This is a genomic window from Glutamicibacter sp. PAEs-4, assembly GCF_051161755.1.
GTDB classification, from domain to species: Bacteria; Actinomycetota; Actinomycetes; order Actinomycetales; family Micrococcaceae; genus Glutamicibacter; species Glutamicibacter nicotianae.
In genome coordinates this window covers 738,630-757,135 of record NZ_CP195017.1, presented here as the reverse complement: position 1 = coordinate 757,135, position 18,506 = coordinate 738,630, and the positions used below count along the sequence as shown (strand labels likewise).

Sequence of the window (18,506 nt, the reverse complement as noted above, 5' to 3'; positions counted from 1 at the left end):
TAAATACGAAACCCTCCCATGAGGTATTACGGGCGGAATATCGGCCTTTTAGCGCATAATTACCCCTTTTCGGTGAACATGCTCACAGGAACAAGACACGAAATAGATCGGAGCTGGCTAAGTGGTTTAGACTCGCACAAGGAACGCTCGCACAAGTGCGTCAAATCTCATTGTGTGCAATATACACATGCGCCGTTGCGAGCCTTGGAGGTTTAGTTCAGTGTCGAAGACTTCGTCAGGCACCCTATACCGCGGCCATGAAGGCATGTGGTCCTGGGTGGGACACCGAGTCACCGGTGTCGTTATTTTTCTCTATCTGCTGGTGCACGTGCTCGATACGGCTATGGTCCGTGTCGATGCCGGCGCATACGACGCAATCATTAGCACCTACCAGACTCCGTGGATGGCACTTGGTGAAACCGGTCTGGTTGCAGCAATCCTCTTCCACGCATTCAACGGCCTGCGCTTGATCCTGGTCGACTTCTGGAAGCAGGGCACCAAGTACCAGCGCCAGATGCTCTGGGGCGTTCTGATCCTCTGGGTCATCGTCTTCGCAGGCTTCGCTATCCGTCACCTGTCGATCGCATTTGGGAGCCACTAAGCCATGAGCGTTTCTATTCCTGCTCCGCGCAGCCAGCGCATTGATCCAAAGTACAAGCGCGGACCGAAGTCCCGCGGCAGCTTCGAGATGCTGGCATGGCTGTTCATGCGCCTGTCCGGCGTCGTGCTGGTCATCCTGATCTTCGGCCACCTGTTCTCCAACCTGATGGTCGGCGAAGGCATCTCCGGCATCGGCTTCGGCTTCGTCGCCGGCAAGTGGGCCTCGCCGCTGTGGCAGTTCTGGGACCTGGCCATGCTGTGGCTGGCCATGCTGCACGGCACCAACGGCGTGCGCACCATCATCAACGACTACGCAGAGAAGCACGCAACCCGTGCATGGCTCAAGGGCATCCTCTACGTCGCAACGATCTTCATCATCGTGCTTGGCTCCCTGGTGATCTTCACCTTCGATCCATGCGTCACCGGCAGCACCCTGCCGCAGTGCTAAGTGGAACTCCCCTAGTTCCAGCCAATAGCCACAAAGATTTTTAGAAAAGAGAGCATCAAGAATGCAGGTACATAAGTACGACGTAGTCATCGTCGGTGCCGGTGGTGCAGGCATGCGTGCAGCGATCGAATCCGGTCAGCGCGCACGCACCGCAGTGCTAACCAAGCTTTACCCAACCCGCTCGCACACCGGTGCGGCCCAGGGCGGCATGTGCGCAGCACTGGCCAACGTCGAGGAAGACAACTGGGAGTGGCACACCTTCGACACCATCAAGGGTGGCGACTACCTGGTTGACCAGGACGCAGCCGAGGTCATGGCGAAGGAAGCCATCGACGCCGTGCTGGACCTGGAGAAGATGGGCCTCCCATTCAACCGCACCCCAGAGGGCAAGATCGACCAGCGCCGCTTCGGCGGCCACACCCGCGACCACGGCAAGGCCGCCGTGCGCCGCGCCTGCTACGCAGCTGACCGCACCGGGCACATGATCCTGCAGACCCTGTACCAAAACTGCGTCAAGCACAACGTCGAGTTCTACAACGAGTACTACGTGCTGGACCTGCTGCTTGTCGAGGAGGATGCCTACCGCGAGGACGGCACCGCCTACAAGCAGAAGCGCGTTGCCGGCGTCGTCTCCTACGACCTGGCTACCGGCGAACTGCACGTCTTCCAGGCCAAGTCGGTCATCTTCGCCTCGGGCGGCGCCGGCAAGGTCTTCAAGACCACCTCGAACGCGCACACCCTGACCGGTGACGGCATGGGCATCGCCTTCCGCGCAGGCCTGCCGCTGGAGGACATGGAGTTCTTCCAGTTCCACCCAACGGGCCTGGCCGGCCTGGGCATCCTGCTCACCGAGGGCGCCCGCGGCGAAGGCGCGATCCTGCGCAACTCGGATGGCGAACGCTTCATGGAGCGCTACGCACCGACCATCAAGGACCTGGCCCCACGCGACATCGTCGCCCGCGCCATGGCCAACGAGGTGCGCGAAGGCCGCGGCTGCGGTCCTAACAAGGACTACGTGCTGCTGGATTTGACCCACCTGGAACCAGAGCACATCGAATCCAAGCTGCCGGACATCACCGAATTCGCCCGCACCTACCTGGGCGTGGAGCCATTCACCGATCCGGTTCCGGTCTACCCGACCGCGCACTACGCCATGGGCGGCGTGCCGACCAACATCAACACCGAAGTGCTGCAGGACAATGACACCGTCATTCCTGGCCTGTACGCTGCCGGCGAGGTCGCCTGCGTTTCGGTGCACGGCTCCAACCGCCTGGGCACCAACTCGCTGCTGGACATCAACGTGTTCGGCAAGCGCGCCGGCGTGGCAGCTGCCGAGTACTCCAAGACCGCCGACTTCGTCGAGCTGCCTCAGAACCCGGAAGCCTTCGTGTCCGCACAGCTTGAAGGCGTGCTGAACGGCACCGGCACCGAGCGTGTCGCCGAGCTGCGCTCGATCCTGCAGGAGACCATGGACGCCAACGTCCAGGTGTTCCGCGACGAGCGTTCGCTGAAGGAAGCGCGCGACGTGATCGAGGATCTGCGCCGCCGCTACAAGAACATCAGCATCCAGGACAAGGGCAAGCGCTTCAACCTGGATCTGCTCGAAGCCGTCGAGCTGGGCTTCCTGCTCGACTTGGCCGAGGTCATCACCGTTGCCGCATTGCACCGCAAGGAATCCCGCGGCGGCCACTACCGCGAGGACTACCCAGACCGCGACGATGAGAACTTCATGAAGCACTCGATGTCCTACCGCGACGCAGAAGCCGTCACCGAGGACATCAAGGGCATCCGCATGGAGACCAAGCCAGTGGTCTTTACCCGTTACCAGCCAATGGAGCGTAAGTACTAATGAGCACCGAACTGCCAGAACCACCGTCAAAGATCGAGCTGAAGCCAGGCGTCGGCGGCGGCGGAGAAGTTCCAAGCTTCGACATCACCCTGCGCGTTCGCCGCTACCTGCCAGAGGCTACCGCAGACGCATACTGGGAAGATTTCAAGCTGACCATGTACGGCACCGACCGCGTGCTGGACGCCCTGCACAAGGTCAAGTGGGACCACGACGGCACCCTGTCCTTCCGCCGTTCCTGCGCCCACGGCGTGTGCGGTTCCGATGCCATGCGCATCAACGGCCGCAACCGCCTGGCCTGCAAGACCCTGCTCAAGGACCTGGACACCTCCAAGCCGATCACCGTTGAAGCCATCAAGGGCCTGCCCCTTGAAAAGGACCTCATCGTCGACATGGAACCGTTCTTCCAGTCCTACCGCGAGATCATGCCATTCCTGATCTCCAAGGGCCACGAGCCAACCAAGGAACGCTACCAGTCCGCCGAGGACCGCGAGCGCTTCGACGACACCACCAAGTGCATCCTGTGCGCTGCGTGCACCAGCTCGTGCCCGGTCTTCTGGACCGATGGCCAGTACTTCGGCCCGGCAGCGATCGTCAACGCGCACCGCTTCATCTTCGACTCGCGCGATGATGCCGGCGACATGCGCCTGGAGATCCTGAACGACAAGGAAGGCGTGTGGCGCTGCCGCACCACCTTCAACTGCTCCGAAGCATGCCCACGCGGCATCCAGGTGACCAAGGCCATCGCCGAGGTCAAGCAGGCAATCCTGGCACGCACCGTCTAAGTGCCGGAAAAGGCCCGAACCGCCCAGCGGTTCGGGCCTTTTTGCACCCCTTCAACTCCTGCCCGTGACGTGGCATGATGGGCAGTACTCGCCCTTTTCCCAATGCACCACAACGCGCAGGAGCAAAACATGGACAGTGAACCAACATCGACAACCCAGGCAGGCATCCCGGCAGCCAGCGACCGCAACTCGCTGACCGTGGGCCCCAACGGGCCGATCGTGCTGCACGACCACCACCTGATCGAGACCCTGCAGCATTTCAACCGGATGAACGTGCCCGAACGCCGCCCGCACGCCAAGGGGGCCGGCGCCTTCGGCGAATTCGAAACCACCGAGGACGTCTCGGCATACACCAAGGCCGCCCTGTTCCAGCCCGGGGTGAAAACCGAAACGCTGCTGCGCTTCTCCACCGTCGCCGGCGAGCTCGGCTCCCCCGACACCTGGCGCGATGTGCGCGGCTTCGCGCTGAAGTTCTACACCACCGAAGGCAATTTCGACCTGGTCGGCAACAACACCCCGGTGTTCTTCGTGCGCGACCCGATGAAGTTCCCGCACTTCATCCGCTCGCAGAAGCGGCTGCCTGATTCCGGGCTGCGCGACGGCACCATGCAGTGGGACTTCTGGACGCAGAACCCCGAATCCGCCCACCAGGTCACCTACATCATGGGCCAGCGCGGCCTGCCCAAGACTTGGCGGGAGATGAACGGCTACGGCTCGCACACCTACATGTGGGTCAACGCGGCCGGCGAGAAATTCTGGGTGAAGTACCACTTCTTGAACAAGCAGTCCGAGAAGTTCGAGACCATGCGCGGCGCGCAGGCCGAGGAGCTGGCCGGGGCCGATGCCGACTTCCACCGCCGCGATTTGTTCGAGGCGATCAAGGCCGGCAACTTCCCGCAGTGGGACCTGTACGTGCAGGTCATGCCCTACGAGGAAGCGAAGACCTACCGGTTCAACCCCTTCGACCTGACCAAGGTCTGGTCCAAGAAGGACTATCCGCGGATCAAGGTCGGCACCCTGACGCTGAATAGGAACCCGGAGAACTTCTTCGCGCAGATCGAGCAGGCGGCCTTCTCGCCGGGGAACATGGTTCCGGGCATGGGGATGAGCCCGGACAAGATGCTGCTGGGCCGCAACTTCGCCTACGCGGACGCCCAGCGCTACCGCATCGGCACCAACTTCCAGCAGCTGCCGGTGAACAAGCCCAAGTGCCCGGTGCACTCGTACAACTTCGAAGGGAATATGACCTACGAGCACACCGGCGATCGCAGCGTCTACGCGCCGAACTCCTTCGGTGACTCGTGGAGCGATGAAACCGGGCCGGCGGAGAACTCCTTCGAATCCGACGGCGAGCTGGTCCGCGAGGCCTACACGCTGCGCAAGGACGACGGGGACTTCGTCCAGCCCGGCATCCTGGTCCGAGAAGTGATGGACGATGCCCAGCGCGCAGAGCTGGTCGAAACCGTCACCGGGGCGCTGGACGGGGTCATCGAACCGGTGCTGTCCAACGCGATCCAGTACTGGAAGAACATCGATGCGGACACCGGAGCGAAGATCGAAGCGAACGTGCGCGCCAAATAGCGCGCATGAAAAAACGCCAGCCGCATGGCTGGCGTTTTTTCATGCACGGGATGCGCTAGGACCCGAGCGCGATGTCCTCGCTGAAGTTCCACTCCCCGCCACGGGTATCGAACAGCTGGATGCGATCGGCGGTGAAGGACAGCCGCGTCCCGGCCAGCGCTGCCTGCGCGGCGTCCAATTGCTCCGCCGGCACGTTCTGCGCGATGGTCAGGTGCGGATGGTAGGCGAAGGCCGATTCGTGCCGCAGCGCGTCGCCCAGCAGCGCCCGGTGCAGCGCCCAGCACTCGTCCGCGCCGGTATCCAGCGGCAGGAACACGACGTCGCTGGCCGGCCGGAAGGATTGCGCCGCACCGAGCTCGATGCCGAAGGGCTTTACCGCGGCGGCCACCCGGCGCACCTGCGCGGCCGCCTTCTCCCAGGAATTCAGGTAGGACCCGGATACCAGGGTGATATGCGGGGCGATCGGCGCGGTGGCCTCTCCCCCGTATTCCTCGCGCCACGCGCGCAGCGTCTCCCGGTGCGGCTGCGGCACCGGGATCACTACGCCCAGGGTGTACTCGAAGACCATTGGCTGAGCTAGATTCCCAGCGGCGGCAGGAAGCCGACCTTCTGGTAGACATCGGAGACAGTCTTGGAAGCGACTTCGCGGGCCTTGGCGGCACCGGCCAGCAGCAGCCGGTCCAGTTCTGCCGGATCATCCAGCAGTTCCAGGGTGCGGGTGCGGATCGGGGCCAGGCGCTCCACCACGGCGTCGGCGACGGCCACCTTCAGGTGGCCGTACATCTTGCCCTCGAACTCTTCGACCAGCTGGGGCACATGCTTGCCGGTGACCGCGGCCAGGATGTCCAGCAGGTTCGAGACCCCTGGCTTCTCGGCCTTGTCGTAGGCCACCACGGAGCCGGCATCGGTCACCGCGGACTTGATGCGCTTGGCGATCAGCTTCGGCTCGTCGAGCACGTTGATCAGGCCGGCCGGTGACTCGGCGGACTTGGACATCTTCGAGGTCGGGTTCTGCAGGTCGTAGATGCGTGCGCCCTCCTTCGGGATGAACGCCTCGGGCACGGTGAAGGTCTCGCCGAAACGGTGGTTGAAGCGCTTGGCCAGATCGCGGGCCAGCTCCACATGCTGGCGCTGGTCATCGCCCACCGGCACGCCCTGCGGCTGGTAGAGCAGGATGTCGGCTGCCATCAGGACCGGGTAGGTGAACAGCCCGACGCTGGCGGCATCCGCGCCGCCCTTGGAGGACTTGTCCTTGAACTGGGTCATGCGGCTGGCTTCGCCGAAGCCGGTGATGCAGTTCAGCACCCAGGCCAGCTGGGCATGCTCGGGCACCTGCGACTGGACGAACAGGGTGGATTTGTCCAGGTCGATGCCGCCGGCGATGAACTGGGCAGCGGTCTTGCGGGTGCGGGCGCGCAGCTCGGCCGGATCCTGGGTCACGGTGATCGCGTGCATGTCCGGGATGAAGAAGAAGGCGTCGTGGTCGTCCTGGGTCTTGACCCAGTTGACCAGTGCGCCCAGGTAGTTGCCCAGGTGCAGGGAGTCGCCCGAAGGCTGCATGCCCGAGAGAACGCGGGGCTTAGTCATGAAAATTCCTTAGAACTGGTAGTCGACGACCAGCGGTGCGTGGTCGGAGAAGCGCAAATCGTAGGCCGAGGCACGGTCTACATGTGACTTGATGGCCTTGCCGGCCAGCGCCGGGGTGGCCATGTGGTAATCGATGCGCCAACCGGCATCGTTGTCGAAGGCCTGCCCGCGGAAGGACCACCAGGTGTACGGTCCCTGCACGTCGCCGGCCAGTTCGCGCGCCACATCCTTGTAGCCGATTTCCGGGCCGAAGAAGCCGTCGAAGTAGGCGATTTCCTCGTCCATGACGCCGGCGCGCTTATTGTGGTTCGGCTTCCAGTTCTTGATGTCCTTCTCGGTGTGCACGACGTTCAGATCGCCCACCACCAGCACGTGGTCCTTCTCGTTCTTCAGCTCCACCAGGCGCACGTTCATGCGCTGCAGGAAGCGGTACTTGTCCTCCTGCTTCTGCGTGCCCAGCTCGCCGGAGTGGACGTAGGCGGAGACCACGGTGAAGATCTCGCCGTTGACCTCGAAGTCGGCCTCCACCCAGCGGCCGGATTCGGCGAAGTAGTCCTCGCCGATGTGCTCGCGCACGGCGACCGGCTCGGTGCGCGAGAGCACTGCGACCCCGGCGCGGCCCTTGTCCTTGGCTTCGGCGTGCAGAATATGCCAACCCTCGCCGATCAGCTCGCGCAGGATCTTGTCCGGTGCGCGCACTTCCTGCAGGCACAGGATGTCCACGTCGCGGGCGGCAATCCAGTCGGCCATATTGCGCTTGTAGGCGGCGCGGATGCCGTTGACGTTGACCGACGCGACGCGCAGCGCGCCGGCGTCCTTGTTGAGAATTTCCACACTGGTAGGTATCACCATTCCACCTTACAAAACTATGTGCCCTATTACGCGCTGATCTGGCCTGCGCCGGAATCCACGCAACGAAAAGGGGCAACGCTTTCGCGTTGCCCGGATCGGTTAGTCGATGATTTCGCCGTCCATCGGCTTGGCCGGCTTGATCATGTCCCGCGCATTCGCCGCGGTCATCTGGATCGTCTCCAGCGCCCGGTCGATCATGCCCTCGTAGTCCTCGCCCTTCGCCTCGCGTTGCTCGGCGATCACCCGGGCTTGGACCTGGACGATCTTGAACGAATGATCCAGCTTCATGTCGCGCTGGCTGGTGGATTCGTCGACGATCACCGAGCCGGACTGGGCGCGCGGGGTGGCCGCCGCGGTCGCTTCACGCAGCGAGCTGTTGAGCTTATCCGCGCCGCGCTTGAGGCCGAACATCATGAAGGCGGCCAGCAGCAGCCAACCGGCGGAGATGACCACGACAAACCAGCCGACGATCTCATTGGAGTTGGCGGCGAAGACCACTGCCACCAGAAGGACGATGACCATGACGGCCATTGCCAGAGTTGATGCGTTGAGGGTGACTTTCTTGCCCTGCTTCGCGCTGCTGCCTAGAGGTTCCATGCCTCCAATTCTCGCACCATCACCCCGCTTCAAGCCAATTTGAACCCTGCCCTTTCGCCCACAGCGTGGCTAGCCGAACAGGCTGTGCAGGTCCTGCCCGGAAAGGCTCGCGCGAATAAGCAGGTAGCCGGCGATGCCCACCACCCAGCCGAGGGTTTCCTGGGCGTAGACCGCGGCCTTGGCCCCCATCTTCTGCATCCAGGCTTCGATGCGCGGCCCGGCCAGCGCACGCGCGCCCACCAGCGCCAGGGCGGGCACGATCATCACCAGGCAGTAGCCGATGAGCGCGAGCAGCTGCACGCTGGTGCCCCAGCCGGCGCCCTGCATCACCCCGACGGCCGCCAGGTAGGGAAGCATGGTGGGCAGTTCCAGCAGGCCAGCGACCAGCGCCAGCACCACCAGCCCGGTGCGCGTATCCAGAGCGGTGCCCAGGCGTCCGCGCAGCCGCCGCGGCACCTGATCGGTGGCCTCCGTTGCTTCTGGGGAGGGGGCTGCGGATCCCCCGCCGCTATGCACCCCGCCGCTATGCGCGGCGGCTTTCTTCCGCGCGCTGGCCGCCTTCTGCGCGTCGGTGCGGTAGGACAGCGCCCAGATGATCATCAGCGCGCCAACCGCCATGCCCGCCAGCCGGAAGAACCGGTGCTCGAAGATGCTGGGGTCGATGAGCAGCAGCCCGCTGCGCAGCAGCACCCCGATGACCCAGTAGAAGCCGGCGATGACCATGAGGTAGGCCAGCACCTTGCCGATGGCCTCGCGGCGCCCGCGCAGCAGCAGCCACAGCGGGATGACCAGGGTGCCGATGCTGGTCGAGTCGATCAGCGCCAGGATGACCAGGGAAAGTTCGGGATTGCTCGTGATGATATCCATGGTTTCCACTCTTCCGTGCCTTGCCGCAATGCGGTATCGGCCAGTGGTCTGCGCTTTCTCCTCCTTAAGGGGGATACCCGGCGGGCAGGGCGTCGGGGATGCTGGAAGCATGAACTTCATTCGGCGGATGGGCAGCGGCGACAAGGAGCCCGAGGTCGTCGGCACCTATCTGGTGCTGACCGTGATCCTGCACCTGTCCGGGCTGACCAACCCGCCGTGGGTCGCGATCCGCGGCTACGAGTGGATTGTGCTGCTGCTGATCGGCCTGGCCGCCGTGCTGGTGCGCCGCCGGTTCCTGCTCGCCAGCACGCTGATCGTGCTGCTGTGCGGTGCCGGCCTGCTGGCGGTGGGCAGCATCGGCGGGTATTTCCTGCTCTTCGAGTGCGTCTTCGGCCTGTTCCTGCTCGGCTCTTCCAGGCTCCGGACGGTGGCCTTCGCGCTGCTGTGCCTGGCCGCCATCGTGCTGGGCATCGCCGCCTGGCTGGGCAGCGGTGATCCGCAACAGGTGGTGCTGAGCCTGTTCATGGCCGGCTTCATCCTATTCACCCCGATGCTCTGGGCGCAGAATGTGCGCACCGCCAAGGACCTGGCCACCGCGGAGGCCCAGCGGGTCCAGGCGGTGCAGTCAGCGGCGGCGGCCCGCGAAGACCAGCTGGTGGCGGAACACGAGTTCTCGCGGGTCGAAGAGCGCACCGCCTTGGCCAGGGAGATGCATGACGTGCTGTCGGCGAGGTTTTCCTCGATCGCCCTGCTGTCCGGCGCGCTGCTGCCCTCGGCGCCGGAAACGGTGCGTGCCCCGCTGCAGAGCATCCGCGACGAGTCGGTGTCCGGGCTGGAGGACATGGCCGGCATGGTGCGGATGCTGCATTCCGGCGGGCCGGCGCTGCAGGCGCGGATCGAGGACCTGCCCGAGCTGGTCGCAGGGTTCGGCAGCCCGGTGCGCTGGGAGTACCGGGTGGCGGATCCGCGGCGCTTCTCCCCGGCGGTGCACACCGCTGCGCACCGCACGGTCGCCGAGCTGCTGGTCAACCATGCCAAGCATGCCCCGGGCACGGACCTGGAACTGAGCGTCATCCAGGACCGGAACCTGTCCATCACCGCGCGCAACCCGCTGGGGCAGGATGCCGGCTCGTCCCCGGGTGCCGGTACCGGGCTGGAGAACATCAAGACCCGCGTCGCCGCGCTGGGCGGGCACGTCGAGGTTTGCAACGGCAAGGATTTCGCGGTGCACGTCGAATTCCCTGAAACAACGGAGGAAGAATGAAAGTGCTGATCGTCGATGACCATGCCACCGTCCGCATGGGCATCCGGCTGGTGCTGCAGGCGGCCGATGACCTGGAGGTCGTCGGCGAGGCGGCGGACGGCCGCTCGGCCATTTCCATGGCCCGGGCCCTGTCCCCGGACGTGATCCTGATGGATCTGCGCATGCCGGTGCTCGATGGCATCGAGGCCACGAAGGCGCTGCATGAGAAGTACCGGGTAGTGGTGCTCACGACCTTCGATGATGACGAATACCTGTTCGGCGCGCTGCAGGCCGGCGCGCACGGGTTCTTGCTCAAGAGTGCCGAGCCGCAGGCGATCATCCTGGGCGTGCGGGCCGCCGCGCGCGGCGAATCGGTGCTCGATCCGCAGGTGACCGACCGGATCCTGGCCCGGGCGCTGGCGGTGCCCGAGGCCGCGGCGCTGCCGGAGCTGACCGGCCGGGAGCGCGAGGTGCTGCAAGGCATCGGCGAGGGGCTGAGCAACCCGCAGCTGGCGCAGCGCCTGGGCATCGGGCAGAGCACCGTGAAGACGCATGTCTCCCAGGTGCTGGCCAAGCTCGGGGTGTCAACCAGGCTGCAGGCGGCGAGGATCGCCTACGGGGCTACCAGCTCACCAGGCAGAACGGGTGGTCCTGCGGATCCAGGTACACCCTGAAGGTCTTGGTGCCTTCGCCGGTGGCCTTCGCGCCCAGGTGCAGCACCTGCTCTTCGGCCAGGTCCAGGTCGGCGACCTTCACGTCGATATGCGCCTGCTGCGGGTGCACATGCCCCGGCCATTGCGGCGCCACATAGGGGCTGACCGCCTGGAAGGCGAGCGCAGGATGATCCGGGGCATCGCCAATGGAGACCCAGTCGGGCTCGTTGTCGATGCGCACCATTCCGAGGAGCTGTTCATAGAATCCGGCCAGTGCATCGGGGTCCTCGCAGTCGATGACCATGGCCTGCCATGTGCCAATCATGTGGCCATTATCCGCGCGGCGCGGCGCCGCGTCTACCAGGATTCAGCCATTGCGCAGGTGCAGTGGTCGATCAGCGCCTGCACGCGGGCCGGGATCTGCACCCCCTTGGGCGTGATCGCCACGACCGCGTTCGGGTAGTTGGGCGCCTTCAGCTCGCGGAAGGCCAGCGGGCGGCCCTCGATGGAGACCTCGGCGTTGTTCGGGCGGCGCATGAGCAGCCCGTAGCCCAGGCCGCGGCCCACCATCGCGGCGACCAGGATCATCTGCGGGACCGAGGCGGTGATCTTCGGGACCAGGCCCTGGGAGGCGAAGAGCTGCATCTGGTGCTGGGTGCTCGGGTCGGACTCGTAGACAATCAGCGATTCGCCGACCAGGTCCGCCAGTTCCAGCGGCCGATCGAGCTTGGCCAGCCGATGCTCGGGGTGCAGCACCACCTGCATCTCCGTCTGGTAGATCGGCTGCTTGTCCATGTCGGCGGGCAGCTGCAGGTCGTAGACGAAGGCGACGTCGATCTCGCCCTCGCGCAGCGCCGGCAGCAGCTCGTCGTGGGTGCCCACGCGCACATCGAGCTGCACCTCGGGGTGGTCGAAGCCCTGGAGCGTGGCGGGGATCAGGTGCGGGGAGAGCGAGGCGAAGCAGCCGAAGCGGACCGGCCCGCGCAGCGCTCCCTCGGTTTGCGGAAATGTTGCGCGCAGCTCGCCGACCTCGGCGAGGATCTTGCGGGCCATCGCGGCGAAGTGCTGGCCGGAGGCGGTGAGCCGGATGCCGTGGGCCTTGCGGCGCAGGCACAGGGTCTCCCCGGCGATCTTTTCGATCGCGGTGATGGCCTGCGACAAGGCGGATTCCGAAATCTTCAATTCGCTGGCCGCCGACCCCAGGGTGTCGTGGATGGGCAGTTCGGCCATGATTTCCAGATGCCGCATCGAATACATAAGCCAGCCTTCAGAAGTTTTGCAGATATTTGAAGTTTACCTTACCTATGAGGGGTGCCACACTGGAGTGACCCAAAACTCAACAGCCAGTGATCGATGCCTCGATCGCGGCTCGCAAGGGAAGCACACATGACTTCAACAGCACACGCCGGAAAGGCCACGCAGCGCCGCGTAGCCTTCGCTACGGTCATCGGCACCACCGTTGAGTGGTACGACTTCTTCATCTACGCCACCGCGGCTGGCCTGGTCTTCAGCCAGCTGTTCTTCGAGCCTGCCGGCCAGGACATCGCACTGCTGATCTCCTTCGCCTCGGTGGGCCTGTCCTTCCTCTTCCGTCCGCTGGGCGCGTTCTTGGCCGGGCACTTCGGCGACAAGATCGGCCGCCGCGCCATGCTGGTGCTCACCCTGGCCCTGATGGGTGCTTCCACCACGCTGATCGGCGTGCTGCCGACCTTCGAGACCGCTGGCCTGTGGGCACCGGTGCTGCTGTTGCTGCTGCGCATCCTGCAGGGCATCTCCGCCGGCGGCGAATGGGGCGGCGCGGTGCTGATGGCCGTGGAGCACGCTCCGGAGAACGGCCGCGGACGTGCCGGTTCCTACCCGCAGGTCGGCGTGCCGCTGGGCATGCTGCTGGCCTCGGGCACCATGGCGCTGATGACCGGCGTGATCTCCCCCGGCGAGCAGTTCCTCGAATGGGGCTGGCGCATTCCGTTCCTGGTCTCGATCGTGCTGATCGCCGTGGGCTACTTCGTGCGCCGCTCGGTGGACGAATCCCCGGTCTTCGAGGAAATCAACGAGCAGAAGGCGCAGACCGCTGTGCCGATCCTGGTGCTGTTCAAGAAGCACTGGCCGCTGGTCATCATCGCGGCCCTGGTCTTCGCCGGCAACAACGCCGCCGGCTACATGACCACCGGCGGCTTCTTCCAGGCCTACACCACCGATCCCGAGGGCCCGGTAGGCCTAGAGCGCACCGACGTGCTGGTCGCCGTGGCCTTCGGTGCCGCAGTCTGGCTGGTCATGACCCTGGTGGCCGGCTTCCTGGCCGACAAGATCGGGCGCAAGCGCACCTACCAGCTGGGCTTCATCATCCTCGCAGCCTCCCTGTTCCCGGTCTTCGCACTGGTGAACTCGGGCTCGCTGGTCCTGCTGTACGCCGCGTTCGGCTTGTTCTCCATCGGCCTGGGCCTGACCTACGGCCCGCAGGCGGCGCTGTACTCGGAGCTGTTCCCGGCTTCGGTCCGCTTCTCCGGGGTCTCGATCTCCTACGCGATCGGCGCGATCGTCGGCGGCGCGTTCGCTCCGACCATCGCCCAGGCACTGGTGCAGGCCACCGGCGGAACCACCGCGGTGGCCGTCTACCTGCTGGTCGTCGTCGCGCTTTCCTTCACCGCGGTGAGCATGATCCGCGACCGTTCGGGCATCGATCTGTCCTTCCGCAACCAGGCGGAGCAGGAAGTCGGCGCGCTGGTCTTCGACAAGCGCCGTGCCGATGCGGTGAAGGCGACCCAGGACGCCTAAGCACTACTGAGGACTAGTCCTCGACAAAGCCCGGTGGCCCGTTTTCGAACGGGCCACCGGGCTTTTCTGCTCCGGCTTTTTTCAGCGCGCCTATTTCAGCTTGGTGCGCAGCACCTCCAGGCGCTGGCGGTACTCGGTCTCGTCGATCTCGCCTCGGGCGTAGCGTTCGCGCAGCACCGATTCGGCGCCGGCCGCTGGCGTCAAATGCCGTCGGCGGGCAGTGAAGATGATCAGGCCGATGAGCAGGATCCAGAAGATCGGGATCAGGATAAACCAGCCCGGGCCGTGCCCGTAATGCGCTGGCATGGCCGAGAGGATCAGTGCGGTAGTCATGATTGCTCCTTGCGTCGTTCGGGGCCTTGCTGCCCCATGGCTCCACTCTCCCGCGCAGCGTAGGTTCGCGCGTCGGCCTGCGGAAGCCACTTGCCGTACTCCTTGCGCAGGCCCTGCGGCATACCGTCCTACTCCCTCGGGGTCCCCGGGGTGAGCAGCCCGGATTCGTAGGCGAGGACCACCAGCGAGGTGCGATCGCGCACGGCCAGCTTGCCGATGATCCGCGAGACGTGGGTCTTGGCGGTGAGCGGGGTGATGAACAGCGCCGCGGCGATTTCCGCGTTGGTCTTGCCCAGGCCGATATGCACCAGCACCTCGCGTTCGCGCGCGGTCAGCTCCTGCAGCCGGTGTGCTTGGGGCAGGGAAGCCTGCGGGGTGCCAGTGGCCACCTGGGCCAGCAGCTTGCGGGTCACCGAGGGCGAGAGCAAGGAATCCCCGCCGGCCACCACGCGCACCGCCTCGATCAGCTGCGCCGGTTCGGTGTCCTTGACCAGGAACCCGCTGGCGCCGGCCCGGATCGAATCGATGATGTAGTCATCGAGCTCGAAGGTGGTCAGCATGATCACCCGGGTGCCAGCCAGTGCAGGATCGGCGGTGATGGCGGCGGCCGCGGCGATCCCATCCCCGTGGGGCATGCGGATATCCATCAGCACGATGTCCGGTTTAGTCTCGTGGGCAAGCTGCACCGCTTCGGTGCCGCTGCCGGCGGTGCCGAGCACGCTCATGTCCTCTTCGGCGGCCAGCAAGGCGCTGAATCCGGCGCGGATCAGCGACTGGTCATCGACAATGATCACGCCGATCTGCTCAGGCTCGGACGTCGGTGGCGGCTGGCTCATGAGGCCTCCTGGGGTGAGGGATGCGCACGGTGATCGCGGTGCCGGGACGGGCAGCGCCGGCCAGGTTCGCCGGGCCGAGGGACACTGTTCCGCCGAGCTGCTGCACGCGTTCGCGCAGTCCGCGCAGGCCGTTGCCTTCCTCGGCGGCGGCCATGCCGATGCCGTCATCGGCAACGGTGACTTCTGCCTGCGTATTGTCCGCGGCGAAGGTGATGGCTGCCCGGGTGGCGTGCGCGTGGCGGACGATATTGGTCAGCGACTCCTGCACCGCCCGGTAGATGGTGTTCTCCGCACGCTCATCCAGCCAGCCCGGCAGCAAATCCGGCGCTTCGTATTTCACCGACAGTTCGCCGGAGGATACGCGGGACACCAGTTCAGGCAGCTGCGCGATGCGCTGGCTGGGGATCCGCGGCGCATCGTGGCGCAGCACCGAGAGCACCTCGCGCACCTCGGCGAGCGCATGGGAGGAACCGGACTTGATGTTGCCCAAAGCCTCGATGAGCTGATCCGGGTCGGGGTCCTTCTGCGCCAGATGCAGCGCGACCGAGGCCTGCACGTTGATCATGGACAGCGAGTGGGCCACCACGTCATGGATGTCGCGGGCCAGCACCAGCCGTTCCTCGTCGCGTTCGTGCCGCCGGCGTTCGGCTTCGGCCTTGCGCCGGTCCTCGCGGCGGTTGCGCCCGGCCTTGGCGAGCTCGCCGATGAGCAGCAGCACCACCAGCCAGGCCAGCAGCAGGTAGATCCGCTGCTCTGCCAGCTGTGCTGCCAGCAGCCAGGCTCCGGCACCGAAGACAATGGCAGCGCCCCACGCCCACCAGCGGGCACCGGATACCACGGCAATGACCAGGGCCACCAGCAGGCTGGCCAGGAAGGGCCCGAACGGGAACCCTGCGGCCAGGTAGGCCAGCGCGATGGCCGCGGCGCCGGCGGCCATGGGGCCCGGAGCCCGGCGGCGCAGCAGCAGCAAGGCCGGGCCGGCCAGCAGCAGCAGGATCGCCGCCAGCGGCAGGGTCCGGCCCTGGTGCATGGAGGCAAAGTGCGTGCCGGCGAGCTGGATCACCGCCACCGCGACGGGCAGGATGGCCAGCGGCGGGCGTCGACGGGTGCTCATGCACCGAGAATACTCTGCGGATTGGCCTTGGGGCATCGGCCGGCGGGAGTAGCCGCCTGCTCCCCCGGGAGTAGTCGGATCAGCGATCGGATGCCGTCGGCTGCAGTTCCAGCGCCAGCTCATGCATGGCGGTGGCCGCCTTGGACGGGGCGACCGCGCGCGGGCGGGCCAGCGCAACGCGTACCGTGCGAGCCACCGGGTGGATCGGGCGCACCACCAGATCCAGGCCCTCGTAGGAGACGTCGGCGGCCGGGCGCTGGACCAGCACCGCGTAGCCGAGCCCGCGGGCCACCATGGAGCGGGTGACCTCGAAGTCGGCGGTGCGGTAGCGGATCCACGGATCGATCCCGGCTGATTCGAACAGGTTCTGCGTGTGCTCGCGGCTCGGCGGAACATCCAGCAGGATCATCGGCTCGCCGGCCAGCCTCACCAGCGGCACCTTCGGCTCCTCGGCCAGCGGATGGCCCGCGGGCAGCAGCACGTAGGGTTCGGTGCGGAACAGTTCGGTGCGCTCGATGCCCTCGGGCAAGCCGAAGTCGTAGACGAAGGCCAGATCCAGTGTCCCGGCAGTCAGCATCTGGAAGATCTCCTGCTGCGTGCCGGCGAAGAAGTCGACCTCCACCTGCGCGTAGCGTTGCCCGTATTCGGCCAGCAGCTCGGGAAGCACCGTTGGCGCCAGCGAGGAGTAGCAGCCCACGCGCACCTTCCCGGCCAGCACCTCGCCAGCACCGCTGGCCATCTGCTCCAGGTCCCCGGAGGCCTGCAGGATTCCCTGCGCCTCGACCAGCACGTAGCGCCCGGCGGGGGTCAGGCTCACGCCGTGGGCCTTGCGCCGGATGGTCAGCTGCGTATTCAGCACCCGTTCAAGCTCATTGAGTCCGCCGGTCACCGCGGAGGCTGACAGATTCAGCGACTGCGCGGCGGCGGTGATCGAGCCCAGCTGGCCCACGGCGGCCAGGCATTCGAGCTGGCGTAGCGTAAATTTCGGCACTATTCCTCGCTTACTCAGTGGATATTCCTCGAATATAACCATTTTACCCGTGGTTATGGCCTTCCTCACACTGGGAAATGAACAAAGAACCACTAAGGAGACAGCATGAGCACCGCCCCAGCGACCTGCCCCTTTACCGGCGCACAGGCCACCCCTGGCACCGCGCCAGTGCCGCACGCCAGCACCGAGTCCGCGGTCCGCGAAGCTCCGGTCGCCGACTGGGTGAAAATCGAGGACCTGTACCGCGATCCGTTCCCGATCTACCAGCGAATGCGTGCCGAAGCCCCGGTGCACTGGGTCCCGGCAGTGAACCGCTACATGGTGACCTCCTACGCCGCCTGCCACGAGATCGAGCAGGACGAAGCCCGCTTCTCCGCCAACGAGCGCAACTCGCTGATGAAGCGGTCCATGGGCCACTCGATGCTGCGCAAGGACAACCCGGAGCACCAGGTGGACCGCGACTCCTACGGCGCGACGCTGCGCCCGGGGACCATCAAGAAGCACTGGAACGGGATCTTCGCGCAGAACAACGAAAAGTACCTGGGCGAGCTGCTCGCCAAGGGCCCGGGCGCGGACTTCGTCTGGGACTACGCAGCCCCCTACACCGCGGAGAACCTGCGGCTGATCTGCGGCTTCCACAACGCCACCCAGCAGGACATGCAGCGCTGGAGCCAGACCATGATCGACGGCACCGGCAACTACGCCGATGACCCCGAGGTCTGGGCCAAGGCCGAGGCCTCCTCGGCGGAGGTCGACGCCGCCATCGACGAGATGCTCCCGTACCTGGCGAAGAACCCGGACCACTCGCTGCTTTCCAACCTGGCCTCCATGCCGATCCCGCTGGAAGGCATCCGCGCCAACCTGAAGATGACCATCGGCGGCGGGCTGAACGAGCCGCGCGACGTGCTGGCCACCACCGTCTGGGCGCTGCTCCAGAACCTCGAGCAATTGCAGGCGGTACGCCAGGACCCGGCCTTGCTCCCCAAGGCCTTCGAGGAATCGGTGCGCTGGGTCGCCCCGATCGGCATGTACCCGCGCGAAACCACCCAAGAACTGGTGCTCGAAGGCATCAAGCTTCCGGCCGGCGCGCGCCTCGGCGTGGTGCTCGGAGCTGCCAACCGCGACCCGGAGGTCTTCGAAGACCCCGAAACGTTCAACATCTTCCGCGAGAAGAAGCCGCACTTGGCCTTCGGCGGCGGCGTGCACTTCTGCGCCGGCACCTGGATCGCCCGCGCCCAGGTGGCCCAGGTCGCCCTGCCTGCGGTCTTCGAGAAGCTGCCCAACCTGCGGCTGGATCCGTCCACTGCCAGCATCGATGCCGGCTGGGTCTTCCGCGGCATGACCAAAATGCCCGTCCTCTGGGACTAATCACCAACCATCTTCCTGAAGGAGCTTTCC

Annotated in this window: 20 protein-coding genes; 9 read left to right on the top strand and 11 right to left on the bottom strand. The window is 65.6% G+C overall.

Annotated elements, in window-relative coordinates; genetic code table 11:
* Positions 1 to 187 precede the first annotated feature (187 nt).
* From sdhC to ACR9WD_RS03585, 5 genes are all read left to right on the top strand, one after another.
* Positions 188 to 601 carry a succinate dehydrogenase, cytochrome b556 subunit gene (gene sdhC, locus ACR9WD_RS03605; protein WP_369826774.1) on the top strand — a complete coding sequence of 138 codons (414 nt, stop codon included), beginning with the start codon at positions 188 to 190 and terminating at the stop codon, positions 599 to 601.
* Between the two features lie 3 nt (positions 602 to 604).
* Positions 605 to 1,048 carry a succinate dehydrogenase hydrophobic membrane anchor subunit gene (locus ACR9WD_RS03600; RefSeq protein WP_038989927.1) on the top strand — a complete coding sequence of 148 codons (444 nt, stop codon included), beginning with the start codon at positions 605 to 607 and terminating at the stop codon, positions 1,046 to 1,048.
* Positions 1,049 to 1,109: 61 nt separating this feature from the next.
* Positions 1,110 to 2,897, top strand: coding sequence for a succinate dehydrogenase flavoprotein subunit (gene sdhA / locus ACR9WD_RS03595; RefSeq protein WP_066139884.1), 1,788 nt, complete (start codon positions 1,110 to 1,112; stop codon positions 2,895 to 2,897).
* Positions 2,897 to 3,679, top strand: a complete 783-nt coding sequence (locus ACR9WD_RS03590) for a succinate dehydrogenase iron-sulfur subunit (protein ID WP_038989929.1) — start codon at positions 2,897 to 2,899, stop codon at positions 3,677 to 3,679. The genes sdhA and ACR9WD_RS03590 overlap by 1 nt, the downstream gene beginning before the upstream one ends.
* Before the next feature lie 129 nt (positions 3,680 to 3,808).
* A complete protein-coding gene (locus tag ACR9WD_RS03585) occupies positions 3,809 to 5,260 on the top strand; it encodes a catalase (RefSeq protein WP_434922743.1) in 1,452 nt (483 codons plus the stop codon).
* 55 nt (positions 5,261 to 5,315) lie between these two features.
* Here the strand turns inward: ACR9WD_RS03585 and ACR9WD_RS03580 are convergent, their stop codons facing one another.
* The 5 genes from ACR9WD_RS03580 to ACR9WD_RS03560 form a co-directional block, all read right to left on the bottom strand.
* Positions 5,316 to 5,828, bottom strand: a complete 513-nt coding sequence (locus tag ACR9WD_RS03580; protein WP_190264667.1) for a 2'-5' RNA ligase family protein — start codon at positions 5,826 to 5,828, stop codon at positions 5,316 to 5,318.
* Positions 5,829 to 5,836: 8 nt separating this feature from the next.
* The gene (trpS, locus tag ACR9WD_RS03575; protein ID WP_423299667.1) at positions 5,837 to 6,847 is read right to left on the bottom strand and encodes a tryptophan--tRNA ligase; all 1,011 of its coding nucleotides are present in this window, start codon (positions 6,845 to 6,847) and stop codon (positions 5,837 to 5,839) included.
* Between the two features lie 9 nt (positions 6,848 to 6,856).
* Positions 6,857 to 7,699: an exodeoxyribonuclease III gene (locus ACR9WD_RS03570; RefSeq protein WP_434922742.1), complete on the bottom strand. Its 843-nt coding sequence runs from the start codon at positions 7,697 to 7,699 to the stop codon at positions 6,857 to 6,859.
* 99 nt (positions 7,700 to 7,798) lie between these two features.
* Positions 7,799 to 8,296, bottom strand: a complete 498-nt coding sequence (locus ACR9WD_RS03565) for a hypothetical protein (protein ID WP_038989932.1) — start codon at positions 8,294 to 8,296, stop codon at positions 7,799 to 7,801.
* A 69-nt stretch (positions 8,297 to 8,365) separates the two neighbouring features.
* The gene (locus ACR9WD_RS03560) at positions 8,366 to 9,163 is read right to left on the bottom strand and encodes a GAP family protein (RefSeq protein ID WP_434922741.1); all 798 of its coding nucleotides are present in this window, start codon (positions 9,161 to 9,163) and stop codon (positions 8,366 to 8,368) included.
* 109 nt (positions 9,164 to 9,272) lie between these two features.
* Here ACR9WD_RS03560 and ACR9WD_RS03555 point away from each other — a divergent pair, with 109 nt between their 5' ends.
* Together ACR9WD_RS03555 and ACR9WD_RS03550 are read left to right on the top strand one after the other, a co-directional pair.
* The gene (locus ACR9WD_RS03555; protein ID WP_434922740.1) at positions 9,273 to 10,427 is read left to right on the top strand and encodes a sensor histidine kinase; all 1,155 of its coding nucleotides are present in this window, start codon (positions 9,273 to 9,275) and stop codon (positions 10,425 to 10,427) included.
* Positions 10,424 to 11,080, top strand: a complete 657-nt coding sequence (locus tag ACR9WD_RS03550; RefSeq protein ID WP_434922739.1) for a response regulator — start codon at positions 10,424 to 10,426, stop codon at positions 11,078 to 11,080. Before ACR9WD_RS03555 ends, ACR9WD_RS03550 begins: the two co-directional genes overlap by 4 nt.
* On the opposite strand, the gene ACR9WD_RS03545 is transcribed toward ACR9WD_RS03550, so the two are convergent.
* Together ACR9WD_RS03545 and ACR9WD_RS03540 are read right to left on the bottom strand one after the other, a co-directional pair.
* On the bottom strand, positions 11,028 to 11,384 hold the full coding sequence (locus tag ACR9WD_RS03545) for a VOC family protein (RefSeq protein WP_128469636.1): 357 nt from the start codon (positions 11,382 to 11,384) through the stop codon (positions 11,028 to 11,030). The genes ACR9WD_RS03550 and ACR9WD_RS03545 overlap by 53 nt on opposite strands.
* 32 nt (positions 11,385 to 11,416) lie before the next feature.
* Positions 11,417 to 12,316 (bottom strand): LysR family transcriptional regulator, encoded by a 900-nt coding sequence (locus ACR9WD_RS03540; protein WP_434922738.1) that lies wholly within the window; start codon positions 12,314 to 12,316, stop codon positions 11,417 to 11,419.
* A gap of 129 nt (positions 12,317 to 12,445) precedes the next feature.
* Between ACR9WD_RS03540 and ACR9WD_RS03535 the strand changes: the two genes are divergently transcribed.
* Entirely contained in the window at positions 12,446 to 13,834 is a 1,389-nt protein-coding gene (locus ACR9WD_RS03535; protein WP_434922737.1) for an MFS transporter, read from the top strand.
* 90 nt (positions 13,835 to 13,924) lie between these two features.
* Here ACR9WD_RS03535 and ACR9WD_RS03530 read toward each other — a convergent pair whose 3' ends face one another.
* From ACR9WD_RS03530 to ACR9WD_RS03515, 4 genes are all read right to left on the bottom strand, one after another.
* Positions 13,925 to 14,167 carry an SHOCT domain-containing protein gene (locus ACR9WD_RS03530; RefSeq protein WP_143181046.1) on the bottom strand — a complete coding sequence of 81 codons (243 nt, stop codon included), beginning with the start codon at positions 14,165 to 14,167 and terminating at the stop codon, positions 13,925 to 13,927.
* A 128-nt stretch (positions 14,168 to 14,295) separates the two neighbouring features.
* Positions 14,296 to 15,003, bottom strand: a complete 708-nt coding sequence (locus ACR9WD_RS03525) for a response regulator (RefSeq protein ID WP_434922736.1) — start codon at positions 15,001 to 15,003, stop codon at positions 14,296 to 14,298.
* Positions 14,972 to 16,117 (bottom strand): sensor histidine kinase, encoded by a 1,146-nt coding sequence (locus tag ACR9WD_RS03520; protein ID WP_434922735.1) that lies wholly within the window; start codon positions 16,115 to 16,117, stop codon positions 14,972 to 14,974. The genes ACR9WD_RS03525 and ACR9WD_RS03520 overlap by 32 nt, the downstream gene beginning before the upstream one ends.
* Positions 16,118 to 16,196: 79 nt before the next feature.
* Complete coding sequence (locus ACR9WD_RS03515) at positions 16,197 to 17,108, bottom strand: LysR substrate-binding domain-containing protein (protein WP_434922734.1); 912 nt, start codon at positions 17,106 to 17,108, stop codon at positions 16,197 to 16,199.
* Between the two features lie 105 nt (positions 17,109 to 17,213).
* Between ACR9WD_RS03515 and ACR9WD_RS03510 the strand changes: the two genes are divergently transcribed.
* The gene (locus ACR9WD_RS03510; RefSeq protein ID WP_434922733.1) at positions 17,214 to 18,476 is read left to right on the top strand and encodes a cytochrome P450; all 1,263 of its coding nucleotides are present in this window, start codon (positions 17,214 to 17,216) and stop codon (positions 18,474 to 18,476) included.
* Positions 18,477 to 18,506 lie beyond the last annotated feature (30 nt).

Excerpts from the sequence above, each read along its gene's own strand:
- ACR9WD_RS03560 (WP_434922741.1), bottom strand. The coding sequence starts at position 9,163 with ATGGATATCATCACGAGCAATCCCGAACTTTCCCTGGTCATCCTGGCG.
- ACR9WD_RS03555 (WP_434922740.1), top strand. The coding sequence starts at position 9,273 with ATGAACTTCATTCGGCGGATGGGCAGCGGCGACAAGGAGCCCGAGGTC.
- ACR9WD_RS03535 (WP_434922737.1), top strand. The coding sequence starts at position 12,446 with ATGACTTCAACAGCACACGCCGGAAAGGCCACGCAGCGCCGCGTAGCC.
- ACR9WD_RS03570 (WP_434922742.1), bottom strand. The coding sequence starts at position 7,699 with ATGGTGATACCTACCAGTGTGGAAATTCTCAACAAGGACGCCGGCGCG.
- ACR9WD_RS03530 (WP_143181046.1), bottom strand. The coding sequence starts at position 14,167 with ATGACTACCGCACTGATCCTCTCGGCCATGCCAGCGCATTACGGGCAC.
- sdhC (WP_369826774.1), top strand. The coding sequence starts at position 188 with ATGCGCCGTTGCGAGCCTTGGAGGTTTAGTTCAGTGTCGAAGACTTCG.
- sdhA (WP_066139884.1), top strand. The coding sequence starts at position 1,110 with ATGCAGGTACATAAGTACGACGTAGTCATCGTCGGTGCCGGTGGTGCA.
- ACR9WD_RS03565 (WP_038989932.1), bottom strand. The coding sequence starts at position 8,296 with ATGGAACCTCTAGGCAGCAGCGCGAAGCAGGGCAAGAAAGTCACCCTC.
- ACR9WD_RS03550 (WP_434922739.1), top strand. The coding sequence starts at position 10,424 with ATGAAAGTGCTGATCGTCGATGACCATGCCACCGTCCGCATGGGCATC.
- ACR9WD_RS03525 (WP_434922736.1), bottom strand. The coding sequence starts at position 15,003 with ATGAGCCAGCCGCCACCGACGTCCGAGCCTGAGCAGATCGGCGTGATC.
- ACR9WD_RS03510 (WP_434922733.1), top strand. The coding sequence starts at position 17,214 with ATGAGCACCGCCCCAGCGACCTGCCCCTTTACCGGCGCACAGGCCACC.
- ACR9WD_RS03585 (WP_434922743.1), top strand. The coding sequence starts at position 3,809 with ATGGACAGTGAACCAACATCGACAACCCAGGCAGGCATCCCGGCAGCC.
- ACR9WD_RS03600 (WP_038989927.1), top strand. The coding sequence starts at position 605 with ATGAGCGTTTCTATTCCTGCTCCGCGCAGCCAGCGCATTGATCCAAAG.
- ACR9WD_RS03580 (WP_190264667.1), bottom strand. The coding sequence starts at position 5,828 with ATGGTCTTCGAGTACACCCTGGGCGTAGTGATCCCGGTGCCGCAGCCG.
- ACR9WD_RS03545 (WP_128469636.1), bottom strand. The coding sequence starts at position 11,384 with ATGATTGGCACATGGCAGGCCATGGTCATCGACTGCGAGGACCCCGAT.
- trpS (WP_423299667.1), bottom strand. The coding sequence starts at position 6,847 with ATGACTAAGCCCCGCGTTCTCTCGGGCATGCAGCCTTCGGGCGACTCC.
- ACR9WD_RS03590 (WP_038989929.1), top strand. The coding sequence starts at position 2,897 with ATGAGCACCGAACTGCCAGAACCACCGTCAAAGATCGAGCTGAAGCCA.
- ACR9WD_RS03540 (WP_434922738.1), bottom strand. The coding sequence starts at position 12,316 with ATGTATTCGATGCGGCATCTGGAAATCATGGCCGAACTGCCCATCCAC.
- ACR9WD_RS03520 (WP_434922735.1), bottom strand. The coding sequence starts at position 16,117 with ATGAGCACCCGTCGACGCCCGCCGCTGGCCATCCTGCCCGTCGCGGTG.